Origin of the sequence: Leifsonia aquatica (assembly GCF_014190775.1) — a bacterium.
GTDB lineage: Bacteria > Actinomycetota > Actinomycetes > Actinomycetales > Microbacteriaceae > Leifsonia > Leifsonia aquatica.
In genome coordinates, this window is sequence record NZ_JACHVP010000002.1 from 306,389 (window position 1) to 321,484 (window position 15,096).

Annotated in this window: 17 protein-coding genes and 2 tRNA genes; 8 read left to right on the plus strand and 11 right to left on the minus strand. The window is 67.9% G+C overall.

What is annotated here, in order from left to right; genetic code table 11:
• From FHX33_RS11340 to pknB, 3 genes are all read left to right on the plus strand, one after another.
• Entirely contained in the window at positions 1-1,455 is a 1,455-nt protein-coding gene (locus FHX33_RS11340; RefSeq protein ID WP_021761972.1) for a peptidoglycan D,D-transpeptidase FtsI family protein, read from the plus strand.
• Positions 1,452-3,176, plus strand: a complete 1,725-nt coding sequence (locus tag FHX33_RS11345; RefSeq protein ID WP_183428529.1) for a serine/threonine protein kinase — start codon at positions 1,452-1,454, stop codon at positions 3,174-3,176. The genes FHX33_RS11340 and FHX33_RS11345 overlap by 4 nt, the downstream gene beginning before the upstream one ends.
• A 103-nt stretch (positions 3,177-3,279) precedes the next feature.
• Positions 3,280-4,974, plus strand: coding sequence for a Stk1 family PASTA domain-containing Ser/Thr kinase (gene pknB, locus FHX33_RS11350; protein ID WP_155829042.1), 1,695 nt, complete (start codon positions 3,280-3,282; stop codon positions 4,972-4,974).
• Here pknB and FHX33_RS11355 read toward each other — a convergent pair whose 3' ends face one another.
• Genes FHX33_RS11355 through FHX33_RS11365 form a run of 3 tightly spaced genes read right to left on the minus strand, consistent with a single transcriptional unit; the run spans position 4,975 to position 6,600 of the window.
• Entirely contained in the window at positions 4,975-5,613 is a 639-nt protein-coding gene (locus tag FHX33_RS11355) for an anthranilate synthase component II (RefSeq protein ID WP_021763524.1), read from the minus strand.
• The gene (locus FHX33_RS11360) at positions 5,610-5,768 is read right to left on the minus strand and encodes a hypothetical protein (protein ID WP_021763525.1); all 159 of its coding nucleotides are present in this window, start codon (positions 5,766-5,768) and stop codon (positions 5,610-5,612) included. Before FHX33_RS11360 ends, FHX33_RS11355 begins: the two co-directional genes overlap by 4 nt.
• Before the next feature lies 1 nt (position 5,769).
• The gene (locus FHX33_RS11365) at positions 5,770-6,600 is read right to left on the minus strand and encodes a class E sortase (protein ID WP_221209567.1); all 831 of its coding nucleotides are present in this window, start codon (positions 6,598-6,600) and stop codon (positions 5,770-5,772) included.
• A gap of 64 nt (positions 6,601-6,664) precedes the next feature.
• Here FHX33_RS11365 and FHX33_RS11370 point away from each other — a divergent pair, with 64 nt between their 5' ends.
• Positions 6,665-6,916, plus strand: a complete 252-nt coding sequence (locus FHX33_RS11370; protein ID WP_021763527.1) for a cell division protein CrgA — start codon at positions 6,665-6,667, stop codon at positions 6,914-6,916.
• 234 nt (positions 6,917-7,150) lie between these two features.
• Here the strand turns inward: FHX33_RS11370 and FHX33_RS11375 are convergent, their stop codons facing one another.
• On the minus strand, positions 7,151-7,987 hold the full coding sequence (locus FHX33_RS11375) for a rhomboid family intramembrane serine protease (RefSeq protein WP_021763529.1): 837 nt from the start codon (positions 7,985-7,987) through the stop codon (positions 7,151-7,153).
• A gap of 23 nt (positions 7,988-8,010) precedes the next feature.
• Positions 8,011-8,550, minus strand: coding sequence for a peptidylprolyl isomerase (locus tag FHX33_RS11380; RefSeq protein WP_021763530.1), 540 nt, complete (start codon positions 8,548-8,550; stop codon positions 8,011-8,013).
• A gap of 125 nt (positions 8,551-8,675) precedes the next feature.
• On the opposite strand from FHX33_RS11380, the gene FHX33_RS11385 reads away from it, so the two are divergent.
• Both FHX33_RS11385 and FHX33_RS11390 read left to right on the plus strand, forming a co-directional pair.
• Positions 8,676-9,218: a hypothetical protein gene (locus tag FHX33_RS11385; protein ID WP_021763531.1), complete on the plus strand. Its 543-nt coding sequence runs from the start codon at positions 8,676-8,678 to the stop codon at positions 9,216-9,218.
• 101 nt (positions 9,219-9,319) lie between these two features.
• A complete protein-coding gene (locus FHX33_RS11390; protein WP_021763532.1) occupies positions 9,320-9,520 on the plus strand; it encodes a PspC domain-containing protein in 201 nt (66 codons plus the stop codon).
• A gap of 24 nt (positions 9,521-9,544) precedes the next feature.
• Here FHX33_RS11390 and FHX33_RS11395 read toward each other — a convergent pair whose 3' ends face one another.
• A complete protein-coding gene (locus FHX33_RS11395; RefSeq protein WP_021763533.1) occupies positions 9,545-9,961 on the minus strand; it encodes an NUDIX hydrolase in 417 nt (138 codons plus the stop codon).
• A gap of 47 nt (positions 9,962-10,008) precedes the next feature.
• Here FHX33_RS11395 and FHX33_RS11400 point away from each other — a divergent pair, with 47 nt between their 5' ends.
• The gene (locus tag FHX33_RS11400) at positions 10,009-10,872 is read left to right on the plus strand and encodes an Fpg/Nei family DNA glycosylase (protein WP_039922625.1); all 864 of its coding nucleotides are present in this window, start codon (positions 10,009-10,011) and stop codon (positions 10,870-10,872) included.
• A 15-nt stretch (positions 10,873-10,887) separates the two neighbouring features.
• On the opposite strand, the gene FHX33_RS11405 is transcribed toward FHX33_RS11400, so the two are convergent.
• A complete protein-coding gene (locus FHX33_RS11405) occupies positions 10,888-11,319 on the minus strand; it encodes a rhodanese-like domain-containing protein (RefSeq protein WP_021763535.1) in 432 nt (143 codons plus the stop codon).
• Between the two features lie 93 nt (positions 11,320-11,412).
• On the opposite strand from FHX33_RS11405, the gene FHX33_RS11410 reads away from it, so the two are divergent.
• Complete coding sequence (locus FHX33_RS11410; RefSeq protein ID WP_021763536.1) at positions 11,413-11,886, plus strand: Lrp/AsnC family transcriptional regulator; 474 nt, start codon at positions 11,413-11,415, stop codon at positions 11,884-11,886.
• Here FHX33_RS11410 and FHX33_RS11415 read toward each other — a convergent pair.
• From FHX33_RS11415 to gyrA, 4 genes are all read right to left on the minus strand, one after another.
• Positions 11,877-11,949 (minus strand) — tRNA-Ala (locus FHX33_RS11415). The two genes, FHX33_RS11410 and FHX33_RS11415, sit on opposite strands and share 10 nt — an antisense overlap.
• An 11-nt stretch (positions 11,950-11,960) precedes the next feature.
• A tRNA-Ile gene (locus FHX33_RS11420) sits at positions 11,961-12,037 on the minus strand.
• 67 nt (positions 12,038-12,104) lie between these two features.
• Complete coding sequence (locus tag FHX33_RS11425; protein ID WP_021763537.1) at positions 12,105-12,518, minus strand: DUF3566 domain-containing protein; 414 nt, start codon at positions 12,516-12,518, stop codon at positions 12,105-12,107.
• Positions 12,508-15,066 carry a DNA gyrase subunit A gene (gene gyrA, locus FHX33_RS11430; protein ID WP_021763538.1) on the minus strand — a complete coding sequence of 853 codons (2,559 nt, stop codon included), beginning with the start codon at positions 15,064-15,066 and terminating at the stop codon, positions 12,508-12,510. The genes FHX33_RS11425 and gyrA overlap by 11 nt, the downstream gene beginning before the upstream one ends.
• Positions 15,067-15,096 lie beyond the last annotated feature (30 nt).

Below are 15,096 nucleotides of genomic sequence, written 5' to 3' on the forward strand. Positions count from 1 at the left end.
ATGAACCGCGAGATCAAGCGCGTCAGCACGATCGTCCTGGCGATGTTCGTCGCCCTGCTGGTGTCGACGTCGATCCTCGCCGTCTTCCAGGCGGACTCGCTCTCGGCGGACGCGCGCAACACCCGTGCCCGCAACGACAGCTACGCCGCCCAGCGCGGCGCGATCCTGGTCGCCGGACAGCCGATCGCCCAGTCCGTCCCCTCCGACGACGTCTACAAGTGGCAGCGCGTCTACAGCAACGGCCCGCTCTACTCGGCCGTCACCGGCTTCTACCCGATCAACGGCGAGGCCACGGGGCTGGAGGGCGCGCTCGACCAGCAGCTCAGCGGCACCTCCAACTCGCAGTTCTTCGACCGCATCAACTCGATCCTCACGGGCAAGAACCCGCAGGGCGCGACGGTGGAGACGACCATCGACCCGGTCGCCCAGCAGGCCGCGTGGGACGCCCTCGGCGACTACCAGGGCGCCGTCGTGCTGCTGGAGCCCAAGACCGGCCGCATCCTCGCCATGGTGTCCAAGCCGAACTACGACCCCAACGTGCTCGCGTCCCACGACACGGCGGCCGTCAACGACACGTATCAGCAGCTGCTCGACGCGTCCGGCGACCCCCTGATCAACCGCACCATCGGCGGGAACCTGAACCCGCCCGGGTCCACCTTCAAGCCGGTCATGAGCGCGACCGCCTTCGGCACCGGCAAGTACACCAAGGACAGCCAGCTGCCCAACCCGTCGAGCCTCCAGCTCCCCGACTCCCCCACCGTGGTCAAGAACGACTCGCTGACCACGTGCGGCTCGGGCGACACGGTGTCGATCGCGACGGCGCAGATCCTCTCGTGCAACATCCCGTTCGCCGAGCTCGGGATGCAGCTGGACCCGCAGGTGATCAAGGACCAGGCCGACAAGTTCGGCTTCAACCAGGCCCTGAAGATCCCGATCCCGGTCGAGAAGAGCGTGTACCCGCTCTACGAGAACGACGCGTACCGCGCACTCGGCTCCTTCGGGCAGAAGGACGACAAGGCGTCGCCGCTGCAGATGGCGATGGTGTCCGCAGCGGTGGCGAACGGCGGCAAGCTGATGTACCCCAACCTGGTGGACTCCATCCGCTCGTCCGATCTGCAGACGATCGAGAGCTTCCAGGCGAAGCAGCTGTCGGAGCCGATGAGCCAGGAGAACGCCGACACGATCAAGCAGATGATGGTCGACGGCGTCAATGAAGGCGTGGCCAGCAATGCAAGAATAGGTGGGGTCCAGGTCGGCGGGAAGACGGGGACGGCGCAGAACGGCGACGATGAGCCGTACACGCTCTGGTTCACAGGTTTCGCGCCGGCGAACGATCCTCAGTTCGCTGTGGCAGTAGTCGTTGAAAATGGCGGTGGACGAGGTCAGAGCGGCACGGGTAACTCCATCGCCGCGCCGATCGCGAAGAAAGTACTAGAGGCGGTGCTGAATAAATGAGACCCACAGCAGGGCTCACCTTCGGAGGACGTTACGAGCTGCAGTCGCGCATAGCGATCGGCGGCATGGGCGAGGTGTGGCAGGCCACGGACCTCGTGATCGGCCGCACGGTCGCGATCAAGATCCTCAAGGACGAGTACCTCGGCGACCCCGGGTTCCTCGAGCGCTTCCGCGCCGAGGCCCGCCACGCCGCGCTCGTCAACCACGAGGGCATCGCGAACGTCTACGACTACGGCGAGGAGGAGGGCAGCGCCTTCCTCGTCATGGAGCTCGTCCCCGGCGAGGCGCTCTCGAGCATCCTCGAGCGCGAGCACGTGCTCAGCACCGACCGCACGCTCGACATCGTCGCGCAGACCGCCGCCGCCCTCCACGCCGCGCACGCGGCCGGCCTCGTGCACCGCGACATCAAGCCGGGCAACCTGCTGATCACGCCCGACGGCCGCGTGAAGATCACCGATTTCGGCATCGCCCGCATCGCCGACCAGGTGCCGCTGACCGCCACCGGCCAGGTCATGGGCACCGTGCAGTACCTGTCGCCGGAGCAGGCGTCGGGCCACCCCGCGTCGCCCACGACCGACATCTACTCGCTCGGCATCGTCGCGTACGAGTGCCTCGCCGGACGCCGCCCCTTCACGGGCGAGTCGCAGGTCGCCATCGCGATGGCCCAGATCAACGAGGCCCCGCCCGAGCTCCCTGCCACGGTCGCCGAGCCCGTACGCAACCTCGTCTTCGCCTGCATCGCCAAGAACCCGGCCGACCGTCCGGCGTCCGCGGCCCACCTGGCGCGTGCGGCTCAGGCACTGCGCCGCGGCGACGTCCGCGCCGCGGCCGCGTCGGTCCCGGCCATCCTCGGCGGTGCCGCCGCGACGGACGCCGCGACCATGCTCATGCCGTCTCCGGGAGGCTCGCCGACGCAGGCCACCACCGTGCTGCCGTCCGCGGCCGCCGCCCAGGCTGCGGACGAGACGCCGGAGGAGCCGGTCGAGGAGAAGAAGCGCAGCCCGTGGACCTGGCCGCTCATCGCCCTGATCGCGCTGCTCGCGCTGGTGCTGATCGGCACCATCATCGCGCTGGTCGCGCAGCCGAGTGGCACCAAGCCGACGGCGACGACCACCACGAGCCAGACGCCGACGCCCAAGCCGACGACACCGACCCCGACTCCGACCGCCAACACCGCGCAGATCACCGAGAGCGAGTTCCTCGGCAAGACGGCCGATGAAGCGCGCCAGATGCTCCAGGGCCTCGGCATGGTCGCCGACGTGCAGACCGGCTCGCCGGCCACGTCGAAGGATGCGGTCAACACGGTCTACCGCGTGAACCCGACCGGTCCGGTCCCGAAGGGCTCGACCGTGACGGTCCAGGTCTACGGTGACGTCGCCGCCATCCCGACGCCCACCGACACCGTGTCGGCCAACCCGGCGTCGCCGCAGCAGCTGGCCGACCCGGCCACGCAGATCACCGTGACCTTCGGCTCGGCGGGCTGCCCGGCCGGTCAGAACCTGGTCGGCCGCGCGCTCTATGTGAACGGCGCCCAGCAGACTCCGACGTCCGGCAACACCACCGTGTGGGCTCCGACCGCAGCCGGCACGTACAAGCTCTCGTACACGATCTTCTGCGGCGAGTCCGTGGAGTCGGGCCAGTCGCCGACGGTCGACTACGTGATCTCGTCGAGCACCCCTCCGGCGCAGGGCGGCACCGGAGGCGCGAGCGGAAACGGCTGACCCCGGTTCGTCCCACCCGGTACGCCTGGCCCCCGCACGAGGGAGATCTTCAGAAACAGCCCGATACACTATCCGACAGCCACCGCCCGAGAAGGAGTCCGCTTTGAGCCCAGATAGCCGCCTGCTCGCAGGCCGATATCAGCTGGGCGAGCTGGTGGGGCGCGGCGGCATGTCGGACGTGCACCGCGGAACCGACACACGGCTCGGCCGCACGGTCGCGATCAAGCTGCTGAAGCCTTCTCTGGCCACCGACCCGGCGTTCCGAACACGGTTCCGCCAGGAGGCCCAGGCGGCCGCGCGCATGGCGCACCCGACCATCGTCCGCGTGTTCGACGCGGGCGAAGAGACGGTGCGCGAGCCGAACGGCCACGAGGCGCAGCTGCCCTTCATCGTGATGGAGTTCGTCGACGGCATCCTGCTGAAAGACCTCATCAAGAAGGGCCCGCTCGAGGTCTCGGAGGCCGTGCGGATCACCGAGGGCATCCTGACCGCCCTCGAGTACTCGCACCGCGCGGGCGTGGTGCACCGCGACATCAAGCCGGGCAACGTGATGATCACCAAGACCGGCCAGGTCAAGGTGATGGACTTCGGCATCGCCCGTGCGATCAGCGACTCCTCGGCGACCGTCGCGCAGACCACCGCCGTGCTCGGCACGGCCAGCTACTTCTCGCCGGAGCAGGCGAAGGGCGAGTCGGTCGACGCGCGCACAGACCTGTACTCGACCGGTGTCGTGCTCTTCGAGATGCTCGCCGGCCGGCCGCCGTTCCGCGGGGACACCCCCGTCGCAGTCGCCTATCAGCACGTGAGCGAGGCGGCCGTCGCGCCGAGCACGCTCAACCCCAAGGTCTCGCCGGCGATGGATGTCGTCGTCGCCCGCGCACTGACCAAGGACCGTTTCGAGCGCTACCAGACCGTCGCCGAGTTCCGCGCCGACCTCGAAGAGGCCGCCGCTGGACGCGTCCCGGTCCACAAGGAGAGCGACGAGCTCTCCGAGACGCTGTTCGGCGCCCCGCCGAGCTCGGTCTCCGGCCCGGAGGCGGCGTTCCGGCAGCTCGCCGAGGACCAGACGATGACGCGCACGCAGCGCCGTCCCCCGGTCATCTGGATCTGGGCCGGCATCGCCGTCATGGCGGTGGTGATCGTCGCCGTCCTCGCCTGGGTGCTGCGGCTCGCCCCCACGACAACCATGCCCGAGACGTCGCGCACCGTGCCCACCATGGCCGGCCAGACGGTCGACGAGGCGACGGCGACGCTCGAGAAGATGAAGCTCAAGTGGACGCAGACCACCGAGACGAGCGCGACCTACCCCGAGGGGCAGATCATCCGCAGCGACCCCGGTGCCGGCATCGTCGTCGCGACAGGTGACACGATCAACCTCTACGTGTCGACCGGCAAGAAGACCGTCGCCGTCCCGGACGTGCACAACATGAATCTGGACGCGGCCAAGGCGGCGATCACGGCCGCCGGCCTCACCGTCGGCCCGGTCACGACCGAGAACTCCTCCTCTGTCGCCGCCAACATCGTGATCTCGACCGATCCCGATGCGACCGGCAAGGCGCACGAGGGAGATCCGATCTCGCTCACCGTGTCAAGCGGCAAGGTCACCCTCGCCGATCTGACGGGGCAGACGATCCAGGCGGCCACCGGCATCCTGTCGCAGCAGGGTCTCACCGCCAACCCGAAGCCCGATCCTTCCTGCCCGCAGGACAGCGGAGCCCCCCTGGTGCACACGCAGTCCGTGGCGCCCGGCGACGTGCCGCAGGGATCGACGGTCGACCTGACCTACTGCTCGGGCTGATCAGCCCAGCTTGACGAGCGGGTTCAGCGCGCGCGACGCCTCGGCAGCGCCGGCGAGGCCGGCGACCTCGAGCCAGTTGCCCAGCATCCGGTAGCCGCCCTCGGTGAGCACGGACTCCGGGTGGAACTGCACGCCGTAGATCGGTGCGTCGCTGTGCTGCAGAGCCATGATCACGCCCCCGGGTGTGCGAGCCGTGACGACCAGGTCGTCCGGGAGGGTGCCGTCGACGACCGCCAGCGAGTGGTAGCGCGTCGCGGTGAAGGGCTGGGGCACGCCGTCGAAGAGCGTGCTGTCGTCGTGGCCGACCTGCGAGGTCTTGCCGTGCATCAGCTCTTCGGCGTTGGTGACCACGCCGCCGAACGCCTCCGCGATCGCCTGGTGCCCGAGGCACACGCCGAGCAGCGGCTGGCCGGTCGCGAGCGCCTGCTCGACCACCGGGATCGAGACACCGGCGTCGGCCGGCTTGCCCGGCCCGGGAGAGATCAGCACCGCGTCGAACTCGGCGAGACGGGCGGGGATGTCCTCCACCGCGATGTCGTCGTTGCGCACGACCTCCGTCTGCGCGCCGAGCTCCCGGAGGTAGCCGTTCAGCGTGTAGACGAAGCTGTCGTAGTTGTCGATGACGAGTACGCGGGTCACGGGCCCACGGTACCTTCCTGCGGACCCAAGAGCGAATCCACCCAGGGGAAGACCCAGGTCACGAGTGCGAACAGCACGACGGCCACGAGGACCAGCAGGATGATGATGCGCACCCAGACCGGTCCGGGCAGGATGCGCCACAGCGCTGCGTACATGTCAGCCTCCCTGGCTCGTGTTCAGGACGCCGGCGAGCTCGCTGGGCACGTCCTGCGGCGGGGCGTAGTTGTCGAAGACGTTGTAGGCGATGAGTCGCTCGCCGGCCGCGAAGGGCGGATTGCAGGTGGTGATCGTCATCAGTCGCTCGGTCGGCGTCGCCTCGGGCTGGCGCGGGACCGGCAAGAGGACCTGCACGGCGGACGGCTGCACGTACTCGAAGTTGCGGAACGTGTAGGTGTACCAGCCGTCCTGCGTCTGCACGTAGATGTGGTCGCCGATGTGCAGCTTGGAGAGGTCGATGAACGTGTTGCCCCAGCCGCTGTCGTGCCCCGCCACCGCGAAATTGCCGATCTGGCCGGGCATCTGCGTGTCCGCGTAGTGGCCGACACCGGCGGTGTAGCTATTGAGCACCTTCTCCACGTCGACGGTCTGGCGGATCGTCCGCTTCCAGTCCGCGCCGAGGCGGGGGATGTAGATGACCGCGAACGCCTGGTAGTCGGCCGGCTGCGCCATCACGGGGATGTCGGTGACACCGTTCTCGTCCGGCGTCGGCGTCGGGCGGGGTGCCTTGATCGCGTCGTCGATCCACTTCTGGCTCTGGGTCGCGGCCGCGGAGCTCTGCTGGTTGTCGACGACGAGGTTGTTCCACCACATCTGCCAGCCCAGGAAGAGCAGGACGAGCACGCCCGCAGTGATGAGCAGCTCCCCGAGCACCCCGACCACGGTGGGCCTTCGAGTGGGCTTGCGAGCCTTCGTCGTCTTCCGGCCACCGCCTTCGCGCCGGTCGGCGCCGCGCGGGCGTCGCAGCTCGGGTTCGGTCGGGTCGGCCATATGACAGATTCTAAGAGGAAAAGCTGGCGGAACCCTCAGACCGGTCCCGCTACACTGTGGTGCTATGGCACGCAGCAAGTCGAAGATCAAGCCCGAGCGCACCCAGCGGACCGCAGCCGCCTCCGGAGAGGAAGCGCCCAACCCCGTCTGGTTCAAGCCGGTCATGTTCGGCTTCATGCTGCTCGGGCTCGTCTGGATCATCGTGTTCTACGTGAGCCAGAACCAGTACCCGATCCCGGCCCTCGGTGCCTGGAACATCCTCGTCGGCTTCGGCATCGCCTTCATCGGCTTCCTCATGACCACCAGGTGGCGTTGACGCCCCTCCCCGTCACTGACGCTGCGCGTCGAGAAGCCCGGTCCGTCGAGGACCGGGCTTCTTCCGTTTCCACAGTTGTCCACAGGTGCTTATCCACACTGAGGAAAACTCCCCGAGGGCGGTTCTCCCCAGTGTTAATAAGCCTGTGGAGAGTTACACGCGTGTAATTATCCCCACTGTTAACAACCCTGTGGATAACTTATCCACGTCGTGCGGGCGCCTGGGGAGAGCCGCTCAGAGGAAGCGGATGAGGCTCAGCGCGATCAGCAGGACGCTCAGCACGATGATGAGCGGGAGCTGGAGGGCGCGGCGCGACGCCTTGCGCGTCTCCACGTAGATCAGCCCCACCAGCACGCCGCCGATCAGGCCGCCGACGTGCGCCTGCCAGGCGATGTTGAGGCCCGGGAGGAATCCGATGCCGATGTTGAGGGCGACCAGCACCAGGATCTGCGTGGCATTGCCGCCCAGCCGGCGCTGGATGATGAAGAAGGCGCCGAACATGCCGAAGATGGCACCGGAGGCGCCGACGACGGGCTGCAAGGGGTTACCCAGCAGCAGCACGCCAAGTGACCCGGCGAACCCGCTGATGAGGAACAGGCCGAGGAACCTCAGGCGCCCGAGCATCGGCTCCAGGATGCTGCCGAAGATCCACAGCGTGTACATGTTGAGCAGGATGTGGATGATGCTCGCGTGCGCGAACACCGACGTCAGCATCCGCCACGGCTCGAAGGCGCGCGGATCGGAGTACACGCCGGCGTACTGGATCGCCTGTGTGACCTGTCCGCCGATGAACGGCAACGACTGCAGGATGAACACGACGACGCACACCGCGATGATCGCGTACGTGACGACGGGCGCGCCCGCACCCGTCAGGCGTGGGATCCAGGCCGGCTTGGTCTTGGGCGCGGTCGCGCGCTGCTGGGCCATGCACTCCGGGCAGACGAATCCGACCGCAGCGGGCGTCTGGCACTCACCGCAGATCGTGCGCCCGCACCGCTGGCACAGCACGTAGCTGACCCGGTCCGGGTGGCGGTAGCAGTAGCTCGCTCGCGCGTCGACGGGCTGAGACATCCTTCCGACTCGCCCGTCCGGTCTCAGACCTGCTCGATCTCGACCGACTCGATGACGACGTCGTCGAGCGGCCGGTCGCGGGCGTCGGTCGGGACCTCGGCCAGCTTGTCGACGATCTTGCGCGACGCGTCGTCGGCGACCTCGCCGAAGATGGAGTGCTTGCCCTGCAGCCACGTGGTCGGGCCGACGGTGATGAAGAACTGCGAGCCGTTGGTGCCGTGGCCGCCCTGGATGCCGGCGTTGGCCATCGCGAGCATGTACGGCTGGGTGAAGTCGAGCTCGGGGCTGATCTCGTCGTCGAACTGGTAGCCGGGGCCGCCGATTCCCTGACCGAGCGGGTCGCCGCCCTGGATCATGAAGCCGGGGATGATGCGGTGGAAGATGACGCCGTCGTAGAGCGGCGTGGTGGTCTTCTCGCCGGTGGCCGGGTGGGTCCACTCGGTCTCACCGGTCGCCAGGCCGACGAAGTTGCGCACCGTCTTCGGCGCGTGGTTGCCGAAGAGGTTGACCTTGATGTCTCCGTAGTTGGTGTGGAGAGTGGCGACGGCGGTGTGCTTAGACATGAGTCCAATTCTTGCACAGGGGGTTAGCTGGTTATCGGCAGAGGACTTCACCTCTCGGTCCATCCCCAGCCCTTTCGGTGGCAAGATGGAGACGGTTCGCTATTCCGACGCAATGGAGGTCCAGAATGAGCCTGACACGGAAGCGCAAGAAGGAGCTCAAGCGACTGCGCAGCAGCGCGGAGGAGCTGTGGGGCAAGCAGCAGGAGGTGCTCGCGAACGCGAACGCCGTCGCAGCGGAAGCCCGCAAGCAGGCCGCCTACTACACCCGCGAGGAGATCGCACCGCGCGTCCGTGACGGCTACGACTCCTACGTGCGTCCCGCCGCCCAGACGGCCGGCCACGTGGCCGGTGCCGCGCGCGACCGCTTCGTCGGCGACGTGATCCCCGCCGTGGGCTCCGCCGTCGGCACCGCGCTCTCGGTGGTCGACCACGCCCGCGCTGCACGCGCTGCGGCGTTCAACGGCGACTTCACCAAGGCGCGCAAGGAGCTCACCCGCAAGGTGCAGGTCGCTCCGCAGAAGTCCGGCCCGGGTGCCGGCACCGTGATCGCGGTCGGCCTCGGGGTCGTCGCGGCCGCCGGTCTGCTGTATGCGGTCTGGCAGACGTTCCGCGCCGACGACGAGCTGTGGGTCGCCGACGAGGAGCCGACCGCTCCCGCTGCGGAGTAGTCCCCCCGACCAAGAGAAGAGTCCACCCCGGGGTTCGCCCCGGGGTGGATTGGGGGGTTTCCCCGATGGTGGGCAGGGCATCGGGACGCGAGGCTGGAGTCATGAACATTCTCCAGCGTCCACTCCAGGGTCGAGTCCTCGGCGGGGTCTGCGCCGGGCTGGCGCAGCGGTTCGGGCTCACGCCCACCACGGTCCGCGTGCTCTTCCTCGTGTCGTGCCTGTTGCCCGGGCCGCAGTTCATCGCCTACATCGCGATGTGGATCATCATCCCGAGCGAGCGACGCGACGTCGTCACGCTCTGACGCGGGCGCGACGTCGGCGGTGCGTCAGCGGAGCCCGGCCATCCCGAGCGCCACGTCGACGAGGTCGACCCGTCGGTTCGGGATACCCGTCAGCGCGAACCAGGCCGCTTCGTCCGTCGAGCCGTCGAGCTCGTTCGTGAGCTTGCCGCCGGTGACGGTCGCCCGGTAGATGATGCGGAGCGCGTGGAGCGGTCCCGCGTCCGGTGTGAACCTCTGCTCGGCGGGGACGATCTTCGAGTCGATGCCCAGCAGCTCTCCTGCCTGCGCCGCGTAGCCGGTCTCTTCGGCGATCTCTCGCACGACGGCGTCGATCGGATCCTCCCCCGGATCGATCCCGCCACCCGGCAGCGTCCAGCCGGACCGGCCTCCCTCGTTCCAGTGGGCGAGGAGGATGCGGTCGTTGTCGACGATGACCCCGTATGCCGCAACCCTGATATCCATGCCGACACCCTACTGCCGTTGTCGGAGGAGAAGGGCAGACTGGGGTGGTGCCCGAACTTCCGGAAGTCACAGCACTCGCCGCCGATCTCGACGCGCGACTGGCCGGTCGTGTCATCGACCGGCTGAGCGTCGTCGCGTTCGCGGCCCTCAAGACGTTCGATCCCCCGGCGGATGCGCTCCACGGGCTGACGATCGCCGGCGTCTCGCGCCATGGCAAGTTCCTCGACATCGCAGCCGGCGACCTCCACGTCGTGCTCCACCTGGCGCGAGCGGGCTGGATCCGCTGGCGGGATGCGCCTCCGCCTCCGCCCACCGGACGGCCCGGCAAGGGACCGTTGGCCGCCCGTCTCGTCCTCGACGACGGGACCGGCCTCGACATCACCGAGGCCGGTACGAAGAAGAGTCTGTCGATCTCCGTGGTGCACGACCCCGCGGACGTCCCCGGTGTCGCGCGGCTCGGACCCGATCCACTCGACCCCGCCTTCACCCGCGATGTCTTCGCCGGGATCCTCGCGCAGCAGGGCCGTGCGCAGATCAAGGGGGTGCTGCGCAATCAGTCCCTGATCGCCGGCATCGGCAACGCCTATTCGGACGAGATCCTGCACGTCGCGAAGATGTCGCCGTTCAAGCCGGCGGCCATGTCGGACGACGAGCTCGACCGTCTCTACGACGCCGTTCAGTCCACGCTGCGCGATGCGCTGGCGCGAGCGGACGGTCTCGCCGCGTCCGAGCTCAAGAGCGAGAAGAAGTCCGGCCTCCGCGTGCACGGCCGCACAGGGCAGGCCTGCCCGGTGTGCGGCGACACCATCCGTCAGGTGATCTTCGCCGACTCCACCCTGCAGTACTGCCCCACATGTCAGACCGGTGGCAAGCCGCTGGCCGATCGAGTGCTGTCCCGGCTGCTCAAGTAGTGCGCGACGCGGGCGTCAGCACGCGCAGCTGACCTCGTCGACCGGAGCGGTCAGAGGATCGGCGTCGCGCGTCACGACTCCGTGGTCGTCCTCGACGGGGAGGCCTTCGCGCGCCCAGTACTCGAAGCCGCCGATCATCTCGCGCACGTCGTAGCCGAGCAGGCTGAAGGCGAGGGCCGCCTTCGTCGATCCGTTGCATCCCGGACCCCAGCAGTAGACGACCACGGGCGTCCCCGCCGGCACGAGCGATGCCGCGCGGTCCGCGATCTGCGCCGTCGGGAGGTGGATGGCCCCGACCGCGCGGCCCTGCCGCCAGGCCTCCTCCCCGCGGCTGTCGATCAGCACGAAGGCGTGGCCCGCCTCCTGCGCCGACCGCACGTCGGACGGGTCGGTCTCGAAGCGGAGTTTCGCAGCGAAATGACGGGATGCTTCTGAGGTGTCGGTCATGCACACCACGTTAGAGAAGCGGATCCACGATTTGAACAGATGATCCACGGTAATCGTGCGGGTGTGCCGCGCTTCCCGTGGCAGAATCGCCGCATGCCCGCGAATCCCCCATTCATCGCCGATTCCGTCGACCGCGCGCTCCTCACGGAGCTGCAGCGCGACGGTCGTCAGTCGATCGCCGAGCTCGCGCGCACGGTCCACATGTCCGGCAGCGCGGTCGCGGAACGAGTGCGCCGTCTCGAAGACGCCGGCGTCATCAGCGGATACCGCGCACTCGTGGATCCCGAACGCCTGGGCTACGGGATCCTCGCGTTCCTGCGGCTGCGCTACCCGAGCAGCGTCTACGGTCCGCTCCACGACCTCCTGGCCGAGACGCCCGAAGTGGTGGAGGCGCATCACGTCACCGGAGACGACTGCTTCATCCTGAAGGTCGTGGCGACGTCGATGCGGCACCTGGAGCAGGTGAGCGGGAAGATCGGAACGCTCGGCAGCGTGACGACGAGCGTCTCGTACTCGAGTCCGTTCCCGACACGGACGATCGTCCCGCCGGATGAGGGTGGAGCCTAGGAGATTCGAACTCCTGACATCCTGCTTGCAAAGCAGGCGCTCTACCAACTGAGCTAAGGCCCCGGGAGGGTGAATGGTGGGGATACGAGGACTTGAACCTCGGACCTCTTCGTTATCAGCGAAGCGCTCTAACCGCCTGAGCTATATCCCCGAATGGGCAACAGATTAGAGGGTACCTGATCTGTCACCGCAAACGAAATCGAGCGGGGCTCGATCCGTCAGTTGTTGGTGAAGCCGACGAGCAGGCCGCCGGTGATCTTCACGGAAAGGTTGTAGAGGAGCGCGAAGACCGCGCCGAGAGCGGTGACCACGACGATGTCGAGGACGGCCACCACGAGCGAGAAGCCCATCACCTGACCGAGGCCGAGCACGGCGCGCAGGTCGCCGCCTCCGGCTCCGGAGATGTCCTTGACCAGGCTGTTGACCTGGTCGAAGATCCCCGTGCGGTCGAGCACCGTCCAGATGAGGAAGGTGCCGACGACCGCGATGATCGCAAGGCAGATGCCGGCGAGGAACGAGAGCTTCACGGTCGACCAGAAGTCGATGTACACCAGCTTGAGCCGCACCTGCTTGGAGGATGCGGGCCGGCGCGACGACTTCTTGGCCAGTTTCTCGGCGACGCTACTGCTCATCTACGGTCTCTTCCTTCCCGACGGCCTCCGATTCTGACCCATCAGGCTGGTCATCCGCTGGATCCTGCGAATCGAGGTTTCGTTCGGTGTTCTTTGCCAGAGCGATGATCTTGTCGGTCTCGGCGAAACGTGCAAAGACGACACCCATGGTGTCGCGGCCCTTGGCAGGTACCTCGGCCACGGCAGAGCGTACCACCTTGCCGCTGGCAAGAACCACCAAGACCTCGTCGTCCTCATCCACGATCAGAGCGCCCACGAGGTCGCCTCGATCGTCGCTCAGCTTGGCCACCTTGATGCCCAGACCACCGCGCCCCTGGAGGCGGTACTGGTCGGCGGAGGTCCGCTTCGCGTAGCCTCCCTCGGTCACCACGAAGACGTAGCCCTCGTCGGAGACGACCGACGCGTCGAGCAGGCTGTCCTCGCCGCGGAAGTGCATCCCGATCACGCCGGAGGTCGAGCGGCCCATGGGACGCAGCGCCTCGTCGCTGGCGGTGAAGCGGATGGACATGCCCTTGCGCGAGACGAGCAGCAGGTCCGAGTCCTCCTCCACCAGCAGGGCCGAGACGAGCTCGTCCTCGTCGCGGAGCTTGATCGCGATGATGCCGCCGGAGCGGTTCGTGTCGTACTCGCTCAGCGCGGTCTTCTTGATCAGGCCGTCACGGGTCGCGAGCACCAGGTACTTCGCGGCCTCGTAGTCCCGGATGTCCAGGATCTCGGCGATCTCCTCGTCCGGCTGCATCGCGAGCAGGTTGGCGACGTGCTGGCCCTTCGCGTCGCGGCCGGCCTCCTGCACCTCGTACGCCTTGGCGCGGTAGACGCGTCCCTTGTTCGTGAAGAAGAGGAGCCAGTGGTGGGTCGTCGTCACGAAGAAGTGGTCGACGACGTCCTCGCCGCGCAGCTGAGCACCCTTGACGCCCTTGCCGCCGCGGTGCTGCGAACGGTAGTTGTCGCTGCGGGTGCGCTTGATGTAGCCGCCGCGGGTGACGGTGACCACCATCTCCTCTTCGGGGATGAGGTCCTCGACGCTCATGTCGCCGTCGAAGCCGAACATGATCTCGGTACGACGGTCGTCGCCGAAGCGGTCGACGATCTCGGTGAGCTCCTCGCTCACGATCGAGCGCTGGCGCGCCGGGTCCTCGAGGATCGCCTTGAGCTCGGCGATCTCGAGCTCGATCTGGTCGTGCTCCTCGATGATCTTCTGACGCTCGAGGGCGGCGAGACGGCGCAGCTGCATCGTCAGGATCGCGTCGGCCTGGATGTCGTCGACGTCGAGCAGCGTCTTCAGACCCTCGCGCGCGTCGTCGACCGTGGGCGACCGGCGGATGAGGGCGATGACCTCGTCGAGCGCGTCGAGCGCCTTGAGGTAGCCGCGCAGGATGTGCGCCCGCTCCTCCTTCTTGCGCAGCCGGTACCGGGTGCGACGGACGATGACCTCGATCTGGTGGTCGACCCAGGCGGTGATGAAGCCGTCGAGCGCGAGCGTGCGCGGGACGTTGTCCACGATCGCCAGCATGTTCGCGCCGAAGTTCTCCTGCAGCTGCGTGTGCTTGTACAGGTTGTTGAGCACGACCTTGGCGACCGCGTCGCGCTTGAGCACGATGACCAGGCGCTGACCGGTGCGGCCCGAGGTCTCGTCGCGGATATCGGCGATGCCGCCGACGCGGCCGTCCTTCACGAGCTCGGCGATCTTGATCGCGAGGTTGTCCGGGTTCACCTGGTACGGCAGTTCGGTGACGACCAGGCACACGCGGCCCTGGATCTCCTCGATGCTGACGACGGCGCGCATCGTGATGGAGCCGCGGCCGGTGCGGTAGGTGTCCTGGATGCCCTTGACGCCGAGGATCTGCGCGCCGGTCGGGAAGTCCGGGCCCTTGATCCGCTTGATCAGCTCCTCGAGGAGCTCCTCGCGAGACGCGTCGGGGTTGGCGAGGTGCCAGAGCGCACCGTCCGCGACCTCGCGGAGGTTGTGCGGGGGGATGTTGGTGGCCATGCCGACCGCGATGCCGACCGAGCCGTTGACCAGCAGGTTCGGGAACCGCGCCGGCAGCACGGCCGGCTCCTGGGTGCGACCGTCGTAGTTGTCCTGGAAGTCGACGGTCTCCTCGTCGATGTCGCGGACCATCTCGAGGGCGAGCGGGGCCATCTTCGTCTCGGTGTACCGAGGGGCCGCGGCACCGTCATTGCCCGGCGAGCCGAAGTTGCCCTGGCCGAGCGCGAGCGGGTAGCGGAGGCTCCACGGCTGCACGAGTCGCACGAGCGCGTCGTAGATCGCCGAGTCGCCGTGCGGGTGGAACTGACCCATCACGTCGCCGACGACGCGGGCGCACTTCGAGAACGCCTTGTCGGGGCGGTAGCCGCCGTCGAACATGGCGTAGATCACTCGGCGGTGCACCGGCTTCAGGCCGTCGCGCACCTCGGGGAGCGCACGGCCCACGATGACGCTCATCGCGTAGTCGAGGTAGGAGCGCTGCATCTCGGACTGCAGATCGACCTGGTCGATGCGGCCGTGGATGCCGAAGCCTGCGCCGGCGGTCTCTTCGTCGGTCACGATGTTCTCTTCTCCCGGGGTTCCGGTCTC

Bases quoted from the DNA above. Each gene is read 5' to 3' on its own strand.
- FHX33_RS11340 (WP_021761972.1), top strand. From the start codon at position 1: ATGAACCGCGAGATCAAGCGCGTCAGCACGATCGTCCTGGCGATGTTC.
- FHX33_RS11345 (WP_183428529.1), top strand. From the start codon at position 1,452: ATGAGACCCACAGCAGGGCTCACCTTCGGAGGACGTTACGAGCTGCAG.
- FHX33_RS11360 (WP_021763525.1), bottom strand. From the start codon at position 5,768: ATGTACGCAGCGCTGTGGCGCATCCTGCCCGGACCGGTCTGGGTGCGC.
- FHX33_RS11365 (WP_221209567.1), bottom strand. From the start codon at position 6,600: ATGGCCGACCCGACCGAACCCGAGCTGCGACGCCCGCGCGGCGCCGAC.
- FHX33_RS11370 (WP_021763527.1), top strand. From the start codon at position 6,665: ATGGCACGCAGCAAGTCGAAGATCAAGCCCGAGCGCACCCAGCGGACC.
- FHX33_RS11375 (WP_021763529.1), bottom strand. From the start codon at position 7,987: ATGTCTCAGCCCGTCGACGCGCGAGCGAGCTACTGCTACCGCCACCCG.
- FHX33_RS11380 (WP_021763530.1), bottom strand. From the start codon at position 8,550: ATGTCTAAGCACACCGCCGTCGCCACTCTCCACACCAACTACGGAGAC.
- FHX33_RS11385 (WP_021763531.1), top strand. From the start codon at position 8,676: ATGAGCCTGACACGGAAGCGCAAGAAGGAGCTCAAGCGACTGCGCAGC.
- FHX33_RS11390 (WP_021763532.1), top strand. From the start codon at position 9,320: ATGAACATTCTCCAGCGTCCACTCCAGGGTCGAGTCCTCGGCGGGGTC.
- FHX33_RS11395 (WP_021763533.1), bottom strand. From the start codon at position 9,961: ATGGATATCAGGGTTGCGGCATACGGGGTCATCGTCGACAACGACCGC.
- FHX33_RS11405 (WP_021763535.1), bottom strand. From the start codon at position 11,319: ATGACCGACACCTCAGAAGCATCCCGTCATTTCGCTGCGAAACTCCGC.
- FHX33_RS11410 (WP_021763536.1), top strand. From the start codon at position 11,413: ATGCCCGCGAATCCCCCATTCATCGCCGATTCCGTCGACCGCGCGCTC.
- FHX33_RS11425 (WP_021763537.1), bottom strand. From the start codon at position 12,518: ATGAGCAGTAGCGTCGCCGAGAAACTGGCCAAGAAGTCGTCGCGCCGG.